The 18395-nt window shown below is 66.1% G+C and carries 17 protein-coding genes; 14 read left to right on the top strand and 3 right to left on the bottom strand.

Features of this window, described 5'->3' with window-relative positions; genetic code table 11:
* Window positions 1–23 precede the first annotated feature (23 nt).
* Window positions 24–200 carry a hypothetical protein gene (locus ASC87_RS31680; protein WP_157603908.1) on the top strand — a complete coding sequence of 59 codons (177 nt, stop codon included), beginning with the start codon at window positions 24–26 and terminating at the stop codon, window positions 198–200.
* 178 nt (window positions 201–378) lie between these two features.
* On the opposite strand, the gene ASC87_RS08195 is transcribed toward ASC87_RS31680, so the two are convergent.
* The gene (locus tag ASC87_RS08195) at window positions 379–1578 is read right to left on the bottom strand and encodes a non-reducing end alpha-L-arabinofuranosidase family hydrolase (protein WP_200954329.1); all 1200 of its coding nucleotides are present in this window, start codon (window positions 1576–1578) and stop codon (window positions 379–381) included.
* Window positions 1579–2028: 450 nt separating this feature from the next.
* On the opposite strand from ASC87_RS08195, the gene ASC87_RS08190 reads away from it, so the two are divergent.
* From ASC87_RS08190 to ASC87_RS08165, 6 genes are all read left to right on the top strand, one after another.
* The gene (locus ASC87_RS08190) at window positions 2029–2538 is read left to right on the top strand and encodes a DUF1993 family protein (protein WP_056659452.1); all 510 of its coding nucleotides are present in this window, start codon (window positions 2029–2031) and stop codon (window positions 2536–2538) included.
* A gap of 377 nt (window positions 2539–2915) precedes the next feature.
* The gene (locus ASC87_RS08185) at window positions 2916–4097 is read left to right on the top strand and encodes an ABC transporter substrate-binding protein (RefSeq protein ID WP_082568480.1); all 1182 of its coding nucleotides are present in this window, start codon (window positions 2916–2918) and stop codon (window positions 4095–4097) included.
* Between the two features lie 27 nt (window positions 4098–4124).
* Window positions 4125–4985, top strand: coding sequence for a branched-chain amino acid ABC transporter permease (locus tag ASC87_RS08180; RefSeq protein ID WP_056659450.1), 861 nt, complete (start codon window positions 4125–4127; stop codon window positions 4983–4985).
* Window positions 4982–5959 (top strand): branched-chain amino acid ABC transporter permease, encoded by a 978-nt coding sequence (locus tag ASC87_RS08175; RefSeq protein ID WP_056659448.1) that lies wholly within the window; start codon window positions 4982–4984, stop codon window positions 5957–5959. Before ASC87_RS08180 ends, ASC87_RS08175 begins: the two co-directional genes overlap by 4 nt.
* Window positions 5956–6708 (top strand): ABC transporter ATP-binding protein, encoded by a 753-nt coding sequence (locus tag ASC87_RS08170; protein ID WP_056659446.1) that lies wholly within the window; start codon window positions 5956–5958, stop codon window positions 6706–6708. Before ASC87_RS08175 ends, ASC87_RS08170 begins: the two co-directional genes overlap by 4 nt.
* Window positions 6701–7435, top strand: coding sequence for an ABC transporter ATP-binding protein (locus tag ASC87_RS08165; RefSeq protein WP_056659444.1), 735 nt, complete (start codon window positions 6701–6703; stop codon window positions 7433–7435). The genes ASC87_RS08170 and ASC87_RS08165 overlap by 8 nt, the downstream gene beginning before the upstream one ends.
* A gap of 128 nt (window positions 7436–7563) precedes the next feature.
* Here ASC87_RS08165 and ASC87_RS08160 read toward each other — a convergent pair whose 3' ends face one another.
* Window positions 7564–8433 (bottom strand): SHOCT domain-containing protein, encoded by an 870-nt coding sequence (locus ASC87_RS08160; RefSeq protein WP_056659443.1) that lies wholly within the window; start codon window positions 8431–8433, stop codon window positions 7564–7566.
* 31 nt (window positions 8434–8464) lie between these two features.
* The gene (gene glk, locus ASC87_RS08155; protein ID WP_235582104.1) at window positions 8465–9436 is read right to left on the bottom strand and encodes a glucokinase; all 972 of its coding nucleotides are present in this window, start codon (window positions 9434–9436) and stop codon (window positions 8465–8467) included.
* Between the two features lie 455 nt (window positions 9437–9891).
* Here glk and ASC87_RS08150 point away from each other — a divergent pair, with 455 nt between their 5' ends.
* The 7 genes from ASC87_RS08150 (at window position 9892) to ASC87_RS08120 (ending at window position 18392) form a co-directional block, all read left to right on the top strand.
* Window positions 9892–11166: a carbohydrate porin gene (locus tag ASC87_RS08150; RefSeq protein ID WP_056659438.1), complete on the top strand. Its 1275-nt coding sequence runs from the start codon at window positions 9892–9894 to the stop codon at window positions 11164–11166.
* A gap of 225 nt (window positions 11167–11391) precedes the next feature.
* Window positions 11392–13062 (top strand): alpha-glucosidase family protein, encoded by a 1671-nt coding sequence (locus ASC87_RS08145; protein WP_056659435.1) that lies wholly within the window; start codon window positions 11392–11394, stop codon window positions 13060–13062.
* Between the two features lie 19 nt (window positions 13063–13081).
* Complete coding sequence (locus ASC87_RS08140; protein WP_056659432.1) at window positions 13082–14158, top strand: ABC transporter ATP-binding protein; 1077 nt, start codon at window positions 13082–13084, stop codon at window positions 14156–14158.
* A gap of 28 nt (window positions 14159–14186) precedes the next feature.
* The gene (gene malE, locus ASC87_RS08135; RefSeq protein WP_056659429.1) at window positions 14187–15389 is read left to right on the top strand and encodes a maltose/maltodextrin ABC transporter substrate-binding protein MalE; all 1203 of its coding nucleotides are present in this window, start codon (window positions 14187–14189) and stop codon (window positions 15387–15389) included.
* A 78-nt stretch (window positions 15390–15467) separates the two neighbouring features.
* Complete coding sequence (malF, locus tag ASC87_RS08130) at window positions 15468–16991, top strand: maltose ABC transporter permease MalF (protein WP_056659426.1); 1524 nt, start codon at window positions 15468–15470, stop codon at window positions 16989–16991.
* A gap of 12 nt (window positions 16992–17003) precedes the next feature.
* The gene (malG, locus tag ASC87_RS08125) at window positions 17004–17894 is read left to right on the top strand and encodes a maltose ABC transporter permease MalG (protein ID WP_056659423.1); all 891 of its coding nucleotides are present in this window, start codon (window positions 17004–17006) and stop codon (window positions 17892–17894) included.
* A gap of 75 nt (window positions 17895–17969) precedes the next feature.
* Window positions 17970–18392, top strand: a complete 423-nt coding sequence (locus ASC87_RS08120; protein ID WP_056659420.1) for a pullulanase-associated domain-containing protein — start codon at window positions 17970–17972, stop codon at window positions 18390–18392.
* The last annotated feature ends 3 nt before the right edge of the window (window positions 18393–18395 follow it).

The raw sequence follows: 18395 nt of genomic DNA, 5'->3' as shown, positions 1-18395 counted from the left end.
CTTCCAGGTGGCGGCCTGGGCCGGTGCCGGTGCCGGTGCCGGTGCCGGTGCAGGAGCAGGAGCAGGAGCAGGAGCAGGAGCAGGAGCAGGAGCAGGAGCAGGAGCAGGAGCTGGTGCTGGTGCTGGTGCTGCAGGTGCTGCTGCTAGTGCCGGCGTGCCGCCACCACCGCCGCCACAGCCAGCCACAAGGGCCCCGGTGACGATGGAGAGAACGCTGAGTCGTTTGCTGTACTTGTTCATGTGGGACGGGGTCTGGTTCGTTGATGGCTTGACGTGGCGACGCTGATCACGGGGCAGGCTATGGCTGCAGCACCCACATCGATGTCTCCATGAGCTGTACCGGCTTGACGCGCACTGCTACTGCGCCAGGGCGGGCGTTCATTTCTTGCACAACTCGCTGATGGCGTTGGGGGCCGTGGCGGTGATCAGGCCCAGCCGATACGGCAGCTCGATGTATTCGTACGCCTTGCCTTTTTCCAGATCCAGGCCCTGGTAGAGGAATCTCAGCGGCTGGCAGGGGTCGATGCTCAGCGTCTGGTCGACGCCGTCGCGGATCAGTTCGCCATGGGATACACCTTCGGACCAGATCCGGCCGTTGAACTTGACGTTTCCTGCGCCGGCGAACATGTTCATCGAGGCGCCGGGAATGGGTTGCCAGGTGCCGTCCAGGCGATCGGCTTTCCAGGCCCGGAAATACCTGCCGCCGGGGCCCATCGCCTCGATCAGCGTCAAGTACTGGTTGGTACCGGCGATCTTGTAGGTGTTGCTCGCCTCGAACAAGTCCTCGGGCTTTTCCTCCTTCATGACGACGACGGGCTCGGAGAAGCCCTGAGGGAAACGCTCCAACGGTGTTTCGGCGCGGAAGAAGCTGCCGTGGTCGTCGGTGAAGAAGAGATAGCACTTCTTGTCGTCGCAGATATTCCAGAAGTCGAGCCAATACACATTGCCCTTGGCGTCTTTGACGCTTGCCGGGATGGTCGGGTAGAAGGGCTGCGGCGCCGTCCATGACCGGGGGTCCGCCAGGTTCTTGGTCGTGGAATACAACGGGTCGCCACCCTGGTAGATCAGGTACCAGAGTTTTTGGGGCGCGAAATAGTAGACCTGCGGCGCTGCGCGGTAACCCGGCCCGATGGGGGACTGGTCGAGCATGAAGATGGGCGCGTTCGGCGCCTCTTCCCAATTCGCAAAGCTCGTATAGGCGATGCCCCAGCCCGCTGACCCTGCCGTGGTCATGAAGACGTGGTACCGGTTGTCGTAGAAGACGATGGTCGGGTCCTTGACGCCAAAGATTTGCTTGGCATCGGCTGGAGGCTTGATCAGGGGCTCGCTGGATTTCCATTCAAAAGCTGTGGCCGGTGCCGGTGCCGGTGCCGGTGCCGGTGCGGGAGCAGGAGCAGGAGCAGGAGCAGGAGCAGGAGCAGGTGCAGGTGCAGGTGCAGGTGCAGGTGCAGGTGCAGAGCCAACGGGTGGCGCTGGGGTGCTTGAGTCATTGCCGCCCCCGCAGGCTGATAGCACCAGTGCGCACAGCAGTGCGCTTGTTGCAGTGGCACGTCTCGGGCGTTGGTTTGGCATGCTCATCGTGAAGTTCCTGTTGCGTCAAAGTGCGGCGCGTACACGTCGTTCGACGTGCCACGCTCTCAATTCCCGGCGCGATTCTGTGGGGCGCGACATGGGGCGCGAATGATCAAACTGTGACGAACCGACGAAAGCCACGTGCAGCGTTGGCGCGGCGAGACGCCATGCAACAGGATGCAAATTCACCCCGAATCGATTGACTCTTGCGGACGCGCCGCGCGCGCTCGCCGAGGTTCTCGCGAACGACAACGGTCATGTGGCCTCGGTGCATGTCGAAGTGCAAGGCACGCCGCAAACCCTGCATCCGCTGATGCGCGACGAGACTGCAAGCTCACGGTGCGCAGCGGCCCGGGAACGGAAGTGGAGTTCAGTGCCCCTGGGTCGCGGGCGTACAGTAGCCCCCTGGCGGCCCGGTACCTTCACGCAGTTCGCCCCAACCATTTGAAAGCACGCATGACCTCCTCGCTACACATCACCTCGACCTCCGTTTTCAATCAAATGCTCGGCGGCTTGAACAGCGTGCTGGCGAAAGCCGATGCGCACGCTGTTGCCAAGAAGATCGAACCGAACGCGCTGCTGCAAGCACGTCTCTTCCCAGACATGTTCCCCTTGCTGCGCCAAGTTCAGGTTGCCTGCGATTTTGCGAAAAGCGTGTCGGCGCGGCTGGCCGGTGTGGAGGTGCCAAGCTTCGAGGACACGGAGCTGACGATCGTCGACCTGCAGGCACGTATCGCGAAGACGCTCGCCTTCGTCAACAGCCTGACGCCGCAACAGTTCCAGGGCAGCGACACGCGCGAAATCGTGACTCAGGCCGGCACGCCGAAAGAGAAGCGCTTCAGCGGCCATTCGTACCTGCTGAACTACGGACTGCCGCACTTCTTCTTCCACGTGACTACCGCTTATTCAATCCTGCGCCACAACGGCGTCGAGGTGGGCAAGAAGGACTACATCGGCACGTATTGAACAAGGGCCCACGACGTTTGCAACAACCGCGCTGGCCTGCGCGATCGGCCCGGCCGCTGCATCGTCGAGGTCAACTACGGCCTCGGGCAGGTCGAAGCCAGCCGCAGCGGCGCCGCTGCCCAAGTCGTGACCACGCGCGCCGGCGCCACCTACTTCTGATCTGCATCGTTCGGCGCGTCGCGCGGGGCCGCGTGCCTGCCGCCTCCCTCGTGGCCGACCGGCATCTCGGCCACCGCGGCCTCGCACCTGGCCGCGCGCGAGGTGGTTGCATACCGCCCCGCACCCGGGCGCCGCACGCCGCAATTCCGATAGCATCGGCGGACCCCACATCCGCCTGTCTCGGCCCGGATCCCCTCCATCTTCCTGGACACAACTTCATGCACTACCGCAGCCTCTCGCACCACCTCTGTGCCGTGACCCTGACGCTTGGCCTTGGACTGGGCGGGCACGCGGTTGCCGCCGATACCGATCCACTGAAGATCGGCCTGATCCTGCCGATGACGGGCCAGCAATCCTCCACCGGCCGCCAGATCGATGCGGCCGTCAAACTCTACATGGCGCAGAACCACCCGACGATCAACGGCCGCAAGGTCGAGGTGATCGTCAAGGACGACGCTGGCACACCGGACACGACGCGCCGCCTCGCTCAGGAATTGGTCGTCAACGACAAGGTCGTCGCGCTGGCAGGGTTCGGCATCACGCCGTCGGCGATGGCCACCGCGCCGATCGCAACCCAGTCGAAGACCCCCATGGTCGTGATGGCCGCTGCCACCTCGGCGATCACCGAGGCCTCGCCGTTCGTGATCCGGACCAGTTTCACGCTGCCTCAGGTTTCGGTCTCGATCGCTGAATGGGCGGCCAAGAACAACATCAAGAAGGTCGTCACGCTCGTGAGCGACTACGGGCCCGGCATCGACGCCGAGAAATACTTCGCCAACCGCATGGTGCTGAACGGCGGCCAGGTCATCGACAAGCTGCGCACGCCACTGCGCGCGCCTGACTTCGCGCCCGTGCTGCAGAAGGTGCGAGACGCCGCGCCCGAGGCGCTGTTCGTCTTCCTGCCCTCGGGCCAGGGCGCGCTGTTCATGAAGCAGTTCGCGGAGCGCGGTCTCGACAAGGCCGGCATCCGCCTGATCGCCACCGGCGACGTCACCGACGACGACCAGCTCAACGACATGGGCGACGTTGCGCTCGGCGTCGTCACCTCGCACCACTACTCGGCCAACCACAAGTCCGCGGCAAACCAGAAGTTCGTGGAAGCCTTCAAGAAGGCCAACAACGGCATGCGGCCGAACTTCATGAGCGTGGGCGGCTACGACGGCATCCGCGTGATCGTCGAGGGCCTGAAGGCGAGCAAGGGTCAAGGCGGCGAAGCGCTTCTCGCCGGGATGAAGGGGCAGCTCTTCGAGAGCCCGCGCGGCCCGGTGCTGATCGACGGCCAGACCCGCGACATCGTGCAGGACGTCTACATCCGAAAAGTCGAGAGGGTCGGTGGCGAACTGCACAACGTCGAGTTTGATGTGCAGAAAGCCGTCAAGGACCCCGGCAAGACCAAATAGGTCGACGCCCCTGCGCGTCCATCAAACATGCTGACCTTGCTTTTCGACGGCATCGCCTACGGCATGCTGCTTTTCGTGCTCGCCATCGGGCTTGCCGTGACGCTCGGGTTGATGAACTTCGTGAACCTCGCGCACGGTGCGTTCGCGATGGCCGGAGGCTACGTGACGGTACTGCTGATGGACCGCGCCGGCGTGCCCTTCCTGTGGACGCTGCCACTCGCGTTCCTGGTGCCTGCGGTGATCGGCGGCTTGGCCGAAGCCACGCTCTATCGCCCACTCTACAAGCGGCCGCATCTCGATCATGTCCTGCTGTCGATCGGCCTGGTCTTCATGGCGGTCGCAGCGGTCGACTACGGCATCGGCTCGCAGCAGCAGATCATCAAGCTGCCGGCCTGGCTGCAGGGCCGCTACGACATCGGTGGCGTCGGCATCGGAAGATACCGGCTCTTCATCGTGGTCGTCTGCCTGGCACTGACGGCGCTTCTGCAGCGGACACTGGCGCGAACGCGCTTCGGCAGCCGGTTGCGTGCGGCGGTGGACGACCAGCGTGTCGCACGCGGCCTGGGCATCAACGTGAGTGCCATGTTCAGCGTGACCTTCGCGGTCGGTTCCGGCCTGGCCGGGCTGGGCGGCGCGCTGGGTGCCGAAATGGTGGGGCTGGACCCCAGCTTCCCGCTCAAGTTCATGATCTATTTCCTGATCGTCGTCTCGGTCGGCGGAACCACCACCCTCACCGGGCCGCTGCTTGCCGCGTTGCTGCTGGGCATCGCGGATGTGTTCGGCAAGTACTACGTCCCGAAGCTCGGCGCCTTCATCGTCTACCTGCTGATGGTGGCCATCCTGTTCTGGCGCCCGCAGGGGCTGGTCGGCCGGGGGACAACGCGATGAGCGCCACACACGCAGACCTCGGCACCACCCTCGCCTCGCTCAACGCCACCTCGCGTTGGAAACCATGGGAGTTGGTCCTTCTGGCCGCACTGTCGGTCTCCTGGTTCTTCGTCGGTGAACACGCCCTGCTCGCCAACGAGATCGCGATACTCGCGTTGTTCGCGCTGTCGCTCGACCTGATCCTCGGCTATGCCGGGGTCATCTCGCTCGGGCACGCGGCCTTCTTCGGCACAGGCGCCTACGTCGCGGCGCTGTTCGCGAAGCACGTGATGCCGGATCCTCTCGTGGGCCTGGGTGTCGCCATCGCCGCCGCCGCGTTGCTCGGCGCGGTCAGCAGCGTGCTGGTGATGCGCGGCTCCGACCTGGCGCGGCTGATGATCACGCTGGGCGTCGCGGCGATCTTGTTCGAGCTCGCCAACAAGCTCGAGTTCACCGGCGGCGCCGACGGCTTGCAGGGTGTGACGATCGGCCCATTGCTCGGCCGGTTCGAGTTCGACCTCTACGGCCGCACAGCCTATGCGTATTCCCTTGTGCTGCTCGTCGTCGGCCTGCTTGTCGCGCGCCGCATCGTCGCCTCGCCGTTCGGGTGGTCACTGCGAGCCATCCGCGACAACCGCCTGCGCGCCGCGGCGATCGGCCTGAACGTCGACCTGCGGCTGGGTGTGATCTACACGATCTCGGCCGCGATGGCCGGCGCGGCCGGCGCGGCGCTCGCGCAGACGACCGGTTTCGCCTCGCTCGACGGACTCGATTTCCATCGCAGCGCCGACGTGCTGCTGGTCGTCGTGATCGGCGGCACCGGCTGGCTGTGGGGCGGCGTGCTTGGCGCGATTGCCCTCAAGCTGATGCACGACCTGCTGTCGGCCTGGACGCCGCAGTACTGGACCTTCTGGCTGGGCCTGTTCCTCGTCGTGCTGGTCATGGTCGGGCGCGACCGCCTCTTCAAACCGTGGACGTGGTGGAAGAAGTCATGACCGTCGTTCTGGAAACCAGGAACCTCGTCAAGCGCTTCGGTGGCTTCGCAGCGACCAACGACGTCTCCCTCAAGATCGAGAAGGGCGCACGCCAGGCGCTGATCGGCCCCAACGGCGCCGGCAAGACGACGCTGATCAACCTGCTCACCGGCGTGCTCGAGCCGACCTCTGGCACGGTGATTCTCAACGGCGAGGACATCACGCGGCTGCCCTCGCACCGGCGTGTCCGGCGTGGCATCGTCCGCACCTTCCAGATCAACCAACTCTTCGCCGAGATGACACCGCTTCAGTCGCTGGCCATGACGGTCTCCAACCAGATCGGTATCAGCCAGCGGCTCTGGCAACCGCTCGGGCGCGATGCAAGGGTGGCCGAACGATGCGAATCGTTGCTCCGGCAGTTCAATCTCGACGACGTGATGGACCAGAAGGTGGCATACCTCTCCTACGGCAAGCGGCGCCAACTCGAGATCGCGACCGCCCTGGCCTGCCAGCCGAGCGTGCTGCTGCTGGACGAGCCGGTCGCTGGCGTGCCCGAGGGCGAGCGGCAGGCGATCTTCGACATCGTCAACGCGCTTCCGGCTGACGTGACCGTGCTGCTGATCGAACACGACATGGACCTGGTCTTCAACTTCGCGCGGACGGTCTCGGTGCTGGTCGATGGCGCGCTGTTCGCCGAAGGTGACGTCAAGAGCATCTCGACCGACCCGCGCGTGAAGTCCGTGTACCTCGGAGAGAGCCAACATGGCTGAGCTGCTGCGCGTCGAGGGTTTGAAGTCGGGTTACGGCGAGGCCGTGGTCGTCCAAGGCATCGACCTCGTGCTGGAGAAAGGCCGATCGCTCGCGCTCCTCGGCCGCAACGGGACCGGCAAGACAACGCTGCTGAACACGCTGGTTGGCGAGACGCGCCGGCATGCGGGCCGCATCGTGCTGGACGGCCAGGACATCAGCACGCTGCCATCGTACAAACGCGCCGCGGCTGGCATCGGCTGGGTGCCGCAGGAGCGCAACATCTTCAAGTCGTTGACGGTGCACGAGAACCTGACAGCGGTCGCGCGGCCCGGACCATGGACGGTGGCGCGCGCCTACGAGATGTTCCCGCGCCTGGCGGAGCGCCAGGCCAACATGGGCAACCAGCTCTCGGGCGGCGAGCAGCAGATGCTCGCCGTGGCGCGTGCGCTGGTGCTGAACCCGAAGCTGCTGCTGCTGGACGAGCCGCTCGAGGGCCTCGCGCCGATCATCGTCGAGGAGCTGCTGCGCTCGATCGCGCGGGTGGTGCGCGACGAGGGCATGAGCGCGATCATCGTCGAGCAGAACCCGCGCATGATCCTGCCGATCACGCAGTTCGCGGTGGTACTCGACCGAGGCGCGGTGGTGCACCGGGGCGACAGCGAGGCGCTGATGGCCAACCCGCAGACACTCGACCGCTGGCTGTCGCTTGCGCAGTCACCGGGACAGGCATCGGAGCCTCGCAAGTAACGAGCACCTGCGGGTCGGCTGCCGGGACGAGACCCGGCGCGGCCTCGCCAGGGAACAAGCGCTGCACGCAGCCACCCGGCCCCGGCGGGTGGCCGGGGTGACTGCGTTGCGAGCCAAAAGGCCCAGCGTCAGAGCGCCTTCAGCACCTCGGCCCGTTTCTGCTGAAACTCCTCTTCCGAGATCAACCCGCCGTCACGCAGCCGCTTGAGCGTGCGCAACCGGTTCTCGGCCTCGGAGGGCGCAACGGCCGGCGCAGCGGCAGGCGCAGGCGCCACCGCCGCAGGGGCCGCCGCGGGCGCAACGTACGGGGCCACCTGCACCACCACCGGTGCCGGCGCCACCGCCGGCTTGGCCGGGTCGGCCGCCAGCGGCACGAGCGGCAGGGCCGCCCAGTCCGGACGCTGCAACACACCGGCCTGCGCGAGCAGGTTCGTCTTGCTCGCCGCGGTGCGCGAGCCGAACGTGAAATCGGGGCGGATGCTGGTGCCGCGCCAGCGGCTGTAGTACTCGTTGCGGGCGTCGTGCACGATCACGTTGAGGCGGTCGTTGGCCACGAACAGGCGCGCCGTGAGCCCCACCGGTGGCGAAAAGTACGAACCGTCGCGGCGCGACGTGGAGAGCAGCAGCAAGTCCTGGTCGGGCTTCGCGGCGGCCAGCGCACGGGCGATGGGTTCGGCCAGGTCGGCCGATTCGGCTTCCCCGAACAGCGGCTCCACCGCCCCCTTTGGCGGCGTGAGGCGCAGGGCCGACAGCTGCTGGCGGATCACCTCCGGTTCCACGACGCGGGGGTGCTGGTTGGGCACGCCACCTTCGCGCGGCACAAGCTGGATGGCGCTCAGTTCGTTGATGCGGAACACGAGCTTTTCGCCAGCGGATTCTTTCGGCGGCATGCCGCCCAGCACGAAGTCGAGCGGCTTTTGGGCGAACACGGGCATGGCCAGGGCCAGGCCCATCACGACGCCAGCGGTGCCTCGGCTGAGTGCAGTCAGGTTGAACATCTGTCGGTCTCCAGGAAAGACGAGCGGTACATCAAAGAACGTCGAGGGCGCGGGCAGCCCCGATCAGCGCCGGGGACACCTCGGCCGACACGACAAACACCGGGATCGAGGCCAGGTAGGGCTGGAAACGCCCCTTCTGCTCGAAACGGTTGCGGAAGGCGGACGCAAGGATACGGTCACCCAGGCGCGGCACGATACCCCCCCCGATGTAAACCCCACCCCGCGCTCCGAGCGACAGGGCCAGGTTGCCGGCCACCGTGCCGAGGAACGAGAAGAAAAGCGCCTCGGTTTCGGCCGCCTGCGGGTCGCTGCCGGCCACCGATGCGGCGGTGAGTGCCGCTGCCGTCATGGGTTTTGCCAGCACCCCGTCCAGCTCGCACAGCGCCTCGTACAGGTTCACGAGCCCCGGGCCGGAGAGCGCACGCTCCGCGGACGCATGCCCGAAACGGCGACGAAGCGATGCAATCACGGCATCTTCGCGGTCGTTCGTGCCACCCAGCGTGACGTGACCCCCTTCGCCATTGAGGGGCACGCTCACCCCACCTCCGGTGTGCAGCAGCCCCGACACCCCGAGGCCGGTGCCCGGCCCCACCAACGCCACCGGCCCACCGTCGACCACCTGCCCACCGCCCACCTGGCGCAGCTGGCCGGCCTCGAGCGCCGGCAACGACAGCGCCAGCGCGGTGAAGTCGTTGATGAGCAGGAAGCGGTCGAGCCCGACCGCACGCTGGACTTCGGAGATCGAGAACGACCAGTGGTGGTTCGTCATCTGCACCCGGTCGCCGGTGATCGGGTTCGCGATGCCGATGGCACACCAGCGCGGCGTGGGCTTGGCGTGGGCGCGCAGGTATTCGCGGATGGCGTCGAGCACGGTGGCGTAGTCCGCCGCCGGGTACGTCGCGATGTCGGTCAGGGCGGCACCGGGCGAAGCCTGCCAGGCGAAGCGGGCATTGGTGCCGCCGATGTCGCCGAGCAGCCGGGGGAAGGTGGATTCCTGGTTCAAGTGGATGACCTCTGTTGAAAAAAGTGTGGCGCCGAGTCAACACCGCGGTGCGCCACTCTGTACCCAGACTACATCCGCGCATGGTATGCGATCACCTGTAGGACGTCCAGAAACGTAAACCCCAGGCGAACACCATTAGGGTTTGGCCTCGTATCACACTAGGGTTATCCCGCTGTTTCTCGATTCAGTAACCCACCTAAAGTCCTTTCCAGTCGCAAATGGCACGCGTCGCTGTAGTCAAGCTACTTTCGCCGAACCCACCCCGAACACCGCTTTCATGTCGCACCTCATCGCTTCCGCCGAACCCCTGCTGCCCGCCGCCGTTGGCGCGGGCGCAGCGCGCGCTCCGGTTGCCGCGGTGCGCCAAACCCGTTTCCCCCAACCGCCGACACACAAGGGCCCATTGAGGCCTCGGGTCGGTTCCGAGCAGCAGCTAGACGAGGAGTCCCTCCGTGATGATCAAGAAGTTCAAGATGTTGGCCGTGGCCGCCGCCGCAGCCGGCGCCTTCGGTGCGCCGTCTGCGCATGCCGAAGGCGTTGAGTTCCATGGCTACATGCGCACGCAGGTCGGCACGACCAGCGAAGGCGGCGGCCTGCAGTGCTTCCAGGGTCGCAACGCCCAGGCCAAGTACCGGCTCGGCAACGAGTGCGACTCCTACGGCGAAGCCATGGTCGTGGCCCCGTTCGGCAAGGCCGACGGCGCCTGGGCCAAGTACAACCTGATGCTCGCGCTCCAGGAAAACAACGGCCAGGACTTCGAAGGCACCAACGGCGACAGCCTCAACGTCGCCAGCCGCCAGAACTTCTTCCAGGCCGGCGGCTTCTTCGGTGACGGCGCCACGTTCGGCGACGCCAAGGTCTGGGTCGGCAAGCGCTTCTACAACCGCCACGACATCCACATCAACGACTACTACTACTGGAGCAACAGCGGCCCCGGCGCCGGCATCGAGGACATCGCCTTCGGTCAGCTCAAGTTCGCCCTGTCCTACCAGCAGCGCAACAGCGACGGCGGCACCGGCAACGGGCACAACGCGAACCAGATGACGTCCAAGCACCTCAGCGCCCGCCTGTACGAAATCCCGCTGTGGACCAACAGCAAGATGGAAGGCGAACTGCTGTACCTGTTCGGCAGCACGGCCAACCCGGCCGGCGGCGAAGGCAAGGGCACGCAGCTGTTCCTCGAGCAGACCCAGAGCAACGTGTTCGGCGGCGGCTTCAACAAGGTCGCGCTGGTGCTGGGCGAAGGCCTGGGTGCCAACTGGAGCTTCGTCCCCACGTACGTGAGCGGCAGCGAAACCGCCGAGAACGACTGGTCCTACCGCATCCACGACCAGCTCTACTTCGATCTGGCCGGCACGAACGTCAGCGGCATGTTCACCGCCTCGTATGGCAAGGTCTTCGCGAAGGCCGGCGGCAACGACTCGAACTGGGCCAGCATCGGCATCCGCCCGCAGTACAACTTCAACGACAACGTGAGCCTCGCCGTCGAAGCCGGCTACGACCAGACCAAGACCGGCTCCGAAGCCACCGCCAAGCTGGCCAAGCTGACGATCGCACCGCAGCTCGCCCTGTCGAAGGGCTTCTGGTCGCGCCCGGTCTTCCGTGGTTTCGTCACCTACGCGAAGTGGAACGATGCCAACACGCTGAACGGCAACACGATCGCCAACGGCGTCTTCGGCACCAAGACCAACGGCCTGTCCTACGGTCTGCAAGTGGAATCGTGGTGGTGATCCACCGGGGTTGACGCAAATGGTTGGCAGGGAATCCCACAAGGAACCCCGCCGCCATTTCGGAGACCCTATGCGCACCTGTTTCCGGCAGGTCCGCTGGCCACGAGCCGGTGGGCTTGCCTTCAGCGCCATGGCCATCACCCCGGTGGTGCCCATGGCCTTGAAGCCCTGTTCTTGCCCTGTTCTTGCCCTGCCATTGAACTGCCCGACGCCGAGCCTCGTCCCGTGAATACTTCCGCATCCCCCCGACCCATCCCTGCCGACACGTCCTGGTGGCGTGGCGCCGTGATCTACCAGGTCTACCCGCGCAGCTTTGCCGACCACAACGGCGACGGCGTGGGCGACCTGCCCGGCATCATCGACCGCCTGCCGTACATCGCGAGCCTCGGGGTGGATGCCATCTGGATCTCGCCGTTCTTCCGCTCCCCGATGAAGGACTTCGGCTACGACATCGCCGACTACCGCGACGTCGACCCGCTGTTCGGCACGCTGGCCGACCTGGACCGCCTGATCACCGAAGCCCACGTGCTCGGCCTGAAGATCATGATCGACCAGGTGCTGTCGCACACGTCCGACCAGCATGCCTGGTTCACCGAAAGCCGCACGAGCCGCACGAACCCGAAGGCCGACTGGTACGTGTGGGCCGACCCGCAGCCCGACGGCACCCCGCCCAACAACTGGCTCAGCGTGTTCGGCGGTTCCGCCTGGCAGTGGGATGCCCGCCGCCGGCAGTTCTACCTGCACAACTTCCTGGCCAGCCAGCCCGACCTGAACTTCCACAACCCGGAAGTGCAGGACCAGGTGCTCGCCGACATCCGCTTCTGGCTCGAACGGGGCGTGGACGGCTTCCGGTTCGACGCCTGCATCTTCCACTTCCACGACCGCCAGCTGCGCAACAACCCGCCGGCCGAGAAACGCGACACCCGCAGCGTGGGTGAAAGCAACCCGTACGGCATGCAGCGCCACCTGTACGACAAGACCCAGCCCGAGAACGTGCCGTACCTCAAGCGCATCCGCGCGCTGCTCAACGAGTACGGCGCGGCCAGCGTGGGCGAGATCGGCGACGACGATTCGCTGAAGGTCATGGCCGAGTACACCAAGGGCGGCGACCGGCTCCACATGGCGTACAGCTTCAACCTGCTCACCACCGACAACTCGGCCGCCCACATCCGCGGCGAGGTGGAGGAGCTCGAGGCGCAGATGCACGACGGCTGGGCCAGCTGGTCTTACGGCAACCACGACGTGGCCCGCGTGCAGACCCGCTGGGGCGGCGCCGACGCGCCCCTCGCCTACAGCAAGGTCGCGATGGCCATGCTCGTGTCGTTGCGCGGCAGCGTGTGCTGGTGGCAGGGCGACGAGCTGGGCCTGACGGAAGCCGACATCCCGTTCGAGAAGCTGCAGGACCCGTACGGCATCACGTTCTGGCCCGAATTCAAGGGCCGCGACGGCTGCCGCACCCCGATGCCCTGGGCGCAGCACCAGCCGCACGGGGGCTTCAGCAACGGCCTCGACGTGGCGCCGTGGCTCCCGGTGCCGGCCGAACACCGCGCCCGTGCGGTCGACGTGCTGGAGGCCGACCCCGCCTCGCCGCTGAACTTCATGCGCCGCCTGCTCGCCTGGCGCAAGACCCAGCCCGCGCTGCTCACCGGCGACATCCGCTTCATCGACGCGCCGGAACCCGTGCTGGCACTGGTGCGATCGCCCGAGGCGGGCGCCGGCGGGAAGACACTGCTGTGTGTGTTCAACCTCGGCGCCACCCCGGTCGACATCACGCTCGACGTGGCCACCACCGTGGCCACGGCCACCCACCTGGACCCGGCGCAACAAGGCCGACGCGCCGGCAACCGCTTCACGCTGCCCGGGCACGGCTTCTACTTCGGCGAGATGGCCGCCTGACACCGCGGACGACTGACACATGGCACATCTGAAACTCAAGGGGCTGCGCAAGTCCTACGCCGACGTCGAAACGCTGCACGGCATCGACCTCGAGATCAACGACGGCGAATTCGTCGTGTTCGTGGGCCCGTCGGGCTGCGGCAAATCGACACTGCTGCGCTGCATCGCCGGGCTGGAGGAAATCACCGCCGGCGAGCTGTGGATCGGCGACCAGCAGGTCAACGAGGTGCCGCCCGCCAAGCGCGGCATCGCGATGGTGTTCCAGAGCTACGCGCTCTACCCGCACATGAGCGTGGCCGAGAACATGGCCTTCGGCCTGCGCCTGGCCGGCTTCACGAAGGACGCGATGAAGGCCGCGGTGAGCCGCGCCGCGCAGATCCTGCAGATCGAACACCTGCTCGAACGCAAGCCGAAGGCGCTGTCCGGCGGCCAGCGCCAGCGGGTCGCGATCGGCCGCGCCATCGTGCGCAAGCCGGGCGTGTTCCTCTTCGACGAGCCGCTGTCGAACCTGGACGCCGCGCTGCGCGTGCAGATGCGTGTCGAGCTGTCGCGCCTGCACCGCGAACTGCAGACGACGATGATCTACGTCACCCACGACCAGGTCGAGGCCATGACCCTCGCGAACCGCATCGTGGTGCTGAGCGCCGGCCGCATCGAGCAGGTGGGCACGCCGATGGCGCTGTACCACCGCCCCGTGAACCGTTTCGTCGCCGGATTCATCGGCTCGCCGAAGATGAACTTCATCGACGGGGCCATCGAGGCCGACGGCCTCGTGCGCCTGGCCGACGGCACCCGCGTTCCCGTGGCGGCCAACACAACTGCGCTGGCTGCCGGCGCGAAGGTCACGCTCGGCGTTCGCCCGGAACACATCAGCGCCACCGGCACTGCGAGCGACGGCGCCGTGAAGGCCTTCGTGCAGCTCGCCGAACACCTCGGGGATTCGACCTACCTGCACGTGAGCGTCGGTGACTCGCCCGAACCGCTGACCATCCGCACCGACCCCGAGAACCCCCTCAACACCGGCGACACCGCCTGGCTCGTCTTTCCCCCCCAACGCTGTTTCCTGTTCGACGAACAGGGGCACACCTTGCCCTGACTCGGCATCCACTGAAGGAGAACTGAAGATGAAAGTCCAACGCCAAAAGATTCAACTGCTGGCCGCTGCGGCAGCCCTGGCCCTCGGTGGCGGCTTCGCGCTGCACGCCCAGGCGGCCGAGCCGGGCAAGCTGTTGATCTGGATCAACGGTGACAAGGGTTACAACGGCCTGGCCAAGGTCGGCGAAGAGTTCACCAAGAAGACCGGCGTGCAGGTCATCGTGGAGCACCCGGAAGACGCCCCGGGCAAGTTCCAGCAGGCCGCCGCGGCCGGCAAGGGCCCCGACATCTGGATCTGGCCGCACGACCGCATCGGCGAGTGGATCGGCGGCGGCCTGCTGCAGACCGTGACCCCGGGCAAGAAGGTGCAGGCCGACATCGACCCGCTGGCCTGGAAGGCCTTCACGGTGGGTGGCAAGACCTGGGGCTACCCGATCTCGATCGAAGCCGTCGCACTCGTCTACAACAAGGCCCTCGTGCCCAACCCGCCGAAAACCTTCGAGGAAATCGCCGCGCTGGACAAGAAGCTGTCCGCCTCCGGCAAGAAGGCCATCCTCTGGGACTACAACAACACGTTCTTCACCTGGCCGCTCCTGGCCGCCAATGGTGGCTACGTGTTCAAGCTCAAGCCTGATGGCACCTACGACCCGGCCGACACCGGTGTCAACAACGCCGGCTCGCTCAAGGGCGCCGAACTGCTGTCCAAGTTCGTCAAGGACGGCGTGATGACCAAGGGTGCAGGCTACGCCGAGATGGAAGCCGGCATGGCCCAGGGCAAGGTCGCGATGATGATCAACGGCCCGTGGTCGTGGGACAACCTGAAGAAGGCCAAGGTCGACTACGGCGTTGCCAAGATCCCCACCGTGGCCGGCAAGAAGGCGGCCCCGTTTGTCGGCGTGCTGGGCGCGATGATCTCGAAAGCGTCGCCCAACCGCGACGTGGCCGTGGAGTTCATCGAGAACTACATGCTCAGCGTCAACGGCCTGAAGCAGATCAACGACGACGTGCCGCTCGGCACGCCGGCCAGCAAGGCCCTGTTCTCGGAGCTCAAGAGCAACCCGAACATCCAGGTCACGATGGCCAGCGCGCAAGACGGCGCACCGATGCCCAACATCAAGGAGATGGGCCGCTTCTGGTCGTCGATGCAGTCCGCGCTGCAGAACATGACCGAAGGCCGCCAGACGCCGAAGGAAGCGCTCGACGGCGCGGCCAAGCGCATCACCTCGAACTAAACCTGCCGTGAATCCCCCGCCGGAGCCCGAGGCCCCGGCGGGCTTCCGACTTTTCCCCTGTCCGCCATGAGCTTGAAGATGTCCCTGTCGCGCTGGTCAGCGCCGGTATTGCTGACCGCGGTGCTGCTGTCCGCGCTGTATGTCGTGGTGATGGTGCACGCCGCCGGCGAGACGCTGCTGGCGGGCACCATCCTCGTGATCACCGCGCTGGCCGCGTGGGTCTATACGTCGTCCAAGGCCTACGCCTACCGCTACCTGTTTCCCGGCATCGGCGCCGCGCTGATCTTCGTCGTGTTCCCGATGGTCTACACCATGGGCATCGGCTTCACGAACCACAGTTCCAAGAACCTGCTGAAGTTTCCCCGCGCCACGCAGTACCTGGTCGATGAGACCTACCAGGTTGAAGGCAGCAACCTCCAGTTCACGCTGCACCCCGATGGCGCCGAGTTCCGCGCCCGGTTCGAAAACCCCGACACGCAGGCCGCGTTCGTCTCCGGTCCGCTTGCCCTGAAGAACACCACCCCGCTCGAACTGGCCGTGGCGCCTGCCGAGCAGGTCAAGATCGCCCTCGGCGAGCCGGTGCAGTTCCGCGACCTGATCGCGCGCCAGGCCGCGCTGAAGGCGCTCACCTTCGTCACCCCGGACGGCCGCAAGCTGCGCATGACCGGCCTGCGCCAGTTCGGCCCGGTGGAGCCGCTGTACGAACCCCGCGGCGACGGCACGCTGCTGAACAAGCAGACCGGCGACGTCCTCACCGCGAACTTCAAGACCGGGTTCTACGAAACCCAGGCCGGGCAACAGGTGCAGCCGGGCTTCCAGGTAGGCGTGGGCCTCGACAACTACCGCCGCATCTTCACCGACGCCGCGTTCCGCGAGCCGTTCGTGCGCATCTTCGCGTGGACCGTGGCGTTCTCGGCCCTCACCGTCTTTTTCGCGGCGGCGCTCGGCATGCTGCTCGCCGTGCTGTTCAACTGGGACGCGCTCAAGTTCAAGGGGGTGTACCGCGTGATGCTGTTCCTGCCGTACGCGGTGCCGGGCTTCATCTCGATCCTCGTGTTCAAGGGCCTCTTCAACAACAACTTCGGCGAGATCAACCTGATCCTCGAGGCACTGTTCGGCATCCGGCCGGCGTGGTTCTCGGACCCGACGCTCGCGAAGATCATGCTGCTGATCGTCAACGTGTGGCTCGGCTACCCGTACATGATGGTGGTGTGCATGGGCCTCATCAAGGCCATCCCGTCGGACCTGTACGAGGCCTCGGCCGTGGCCGGCGCCGGCCCGCTGACGAACTTCTTCCGCATCACGCTGCCGCTGATCATGAAGCCGCTCACGCCGCTGCTGATCTCAGCGTTCGCGTTCAACTTCAACAACTTCGTGCTGATCGCACTGCTCACCGGCGGCCGGCCCGACTTCCTCGACACCAGCGTGCCCGCGGGCACCACCGACCTGCTGGTCTCCTACACCTACCGCATCGCCTTCCAGGACTCGGGCCAGCAGTTCGGCCTGGCCGCGGCGATCTCGACCGTCATCTTCGCGATGGTGGCCGTGATCTCGCTGGTGCAGATGCGCTTCACGAAGATCGCCCGCGAAGACGCGCGTTAAGGAACCACCCACATGGCCATCGTCGTCGACAAATCCCACCGCTGGCGCGTCGTGCTGGCGCACCTCTTCCTGATCGGCCTCGTGCTGCTCGTGATCTTCCCGTTCCTGATGATCCTGTCGATCTCGCTGCGGCCCGGCAACTTCGCCGCCGGCAGCCTGATCCCCGAACAGATCAGCCTCGAACACTGGAAGCTCGCGCTCGGCATGTCGTACACGGCCGATGACGGGCGCCTCGTGAAACCCGACTTCCCGGTGCTCGTGTGGCTGTGGAACTCGGTCAAGGTGGCGGGGCTCACCGCCGTCATCACGCTGTTCCTGTCCACCACCGCCGCCTACGCGTTCGCGCGCATGAAGTTCCGCGGCAAGCAGGCCTCGCTCGCCGGCCTGATGCTGATGCAGATGTTCCCGTCGGTGCTGGCCCTCGTGGCCATCTACGCGATCTTCGACCGCATCGGCAACGTGTTCCCGGCCTTCGGCATCGACAGCCACTGGTCGCTGCTGCTCGCCTACTCGGGCGGCATCGCGCTGCACGTGTGGACCATCAAGGGCTACTTCGACACCATCCCGGTGGAGATCGAGGAGGCGGCGAAGGTGGACGGCGCCTCCCCGTGGCAGGCCTTCCGCATGGTGCTGCTGCCCATGGCGGTGCCCATCCTGATGGTGGTGTTCCTGCTGGCCTTCATCGGCGCCATCATCGAGTACCCGGTGGCCTCCATCCTGCTGCACGAGGAAGCCAAGCTCACGCTGGCCGTGGGCTCCAAGCTCTTCCTCTACGAGCAGAAGTACCTGTGGGGCGACTTCGCGGCCGCGGCCATCCTGTCCGGCCTGCCCATCACGCTCGTCTTCATCCTGGCGCAGAAATGGATGATCTCCGGCCTCACGGCCGGCGGCATCAAGGGCTGAGCCTCGCCGCTTCCCCCAACCGGGGCCGCCCCCATGCGACCCCTTCCCTTCACGTTGCCCGAGAGGTTCCTCACCATGACCGAGTTCCGTTCGTCCCTGAAGTTCGCCGTGGCCGCCGCGCTGGCTGCCGGCGCCCTGGGCGCCCAGGCGCAGACCGCCACGATCAACTACAACCGCTGCGACAGCACGTACGACGGCTGGGGCGCACACCTGTGGAAGGACGGTGGCATTCCGGTGACCGGCGTCGAATGGCAAAAACCGCTGCAACCGAGCGGCAAGAACGACTTCGGGGTGTTCTGGACCATCAAGCTCGACGAATTCACGAAGGGCCGCGTGAACTACATCATCCACAAGGGTGACTCGAAGGAACAGGGCGGACGCGACATGGCGTTCGACGGGTCGGCCACGAAGGAGATCTGGGTCAACAGCGGCGACCGCAAGATCTACACGTCGCTCGACGACGCCAGGAAGGCCCGCGAAGCCAAGCCCTGCAGCTGATCC

Origin of the sequence: Rhizobacter sp. Root1221 (assembly GCF_001425785.1) — a bacterium.
Classification (GTDB): domain Bacteria; phylum Pseudomonadota; class Gammaproteobacteria; order Burkholderiales; family Burkholderiaceae_C; genus Rhizobacter.
The sequence above is the reverse complement of the archived record's forward strand: the minus strand, read 5'-3'. Positions and strand labels throughout refer to the sequence as shown.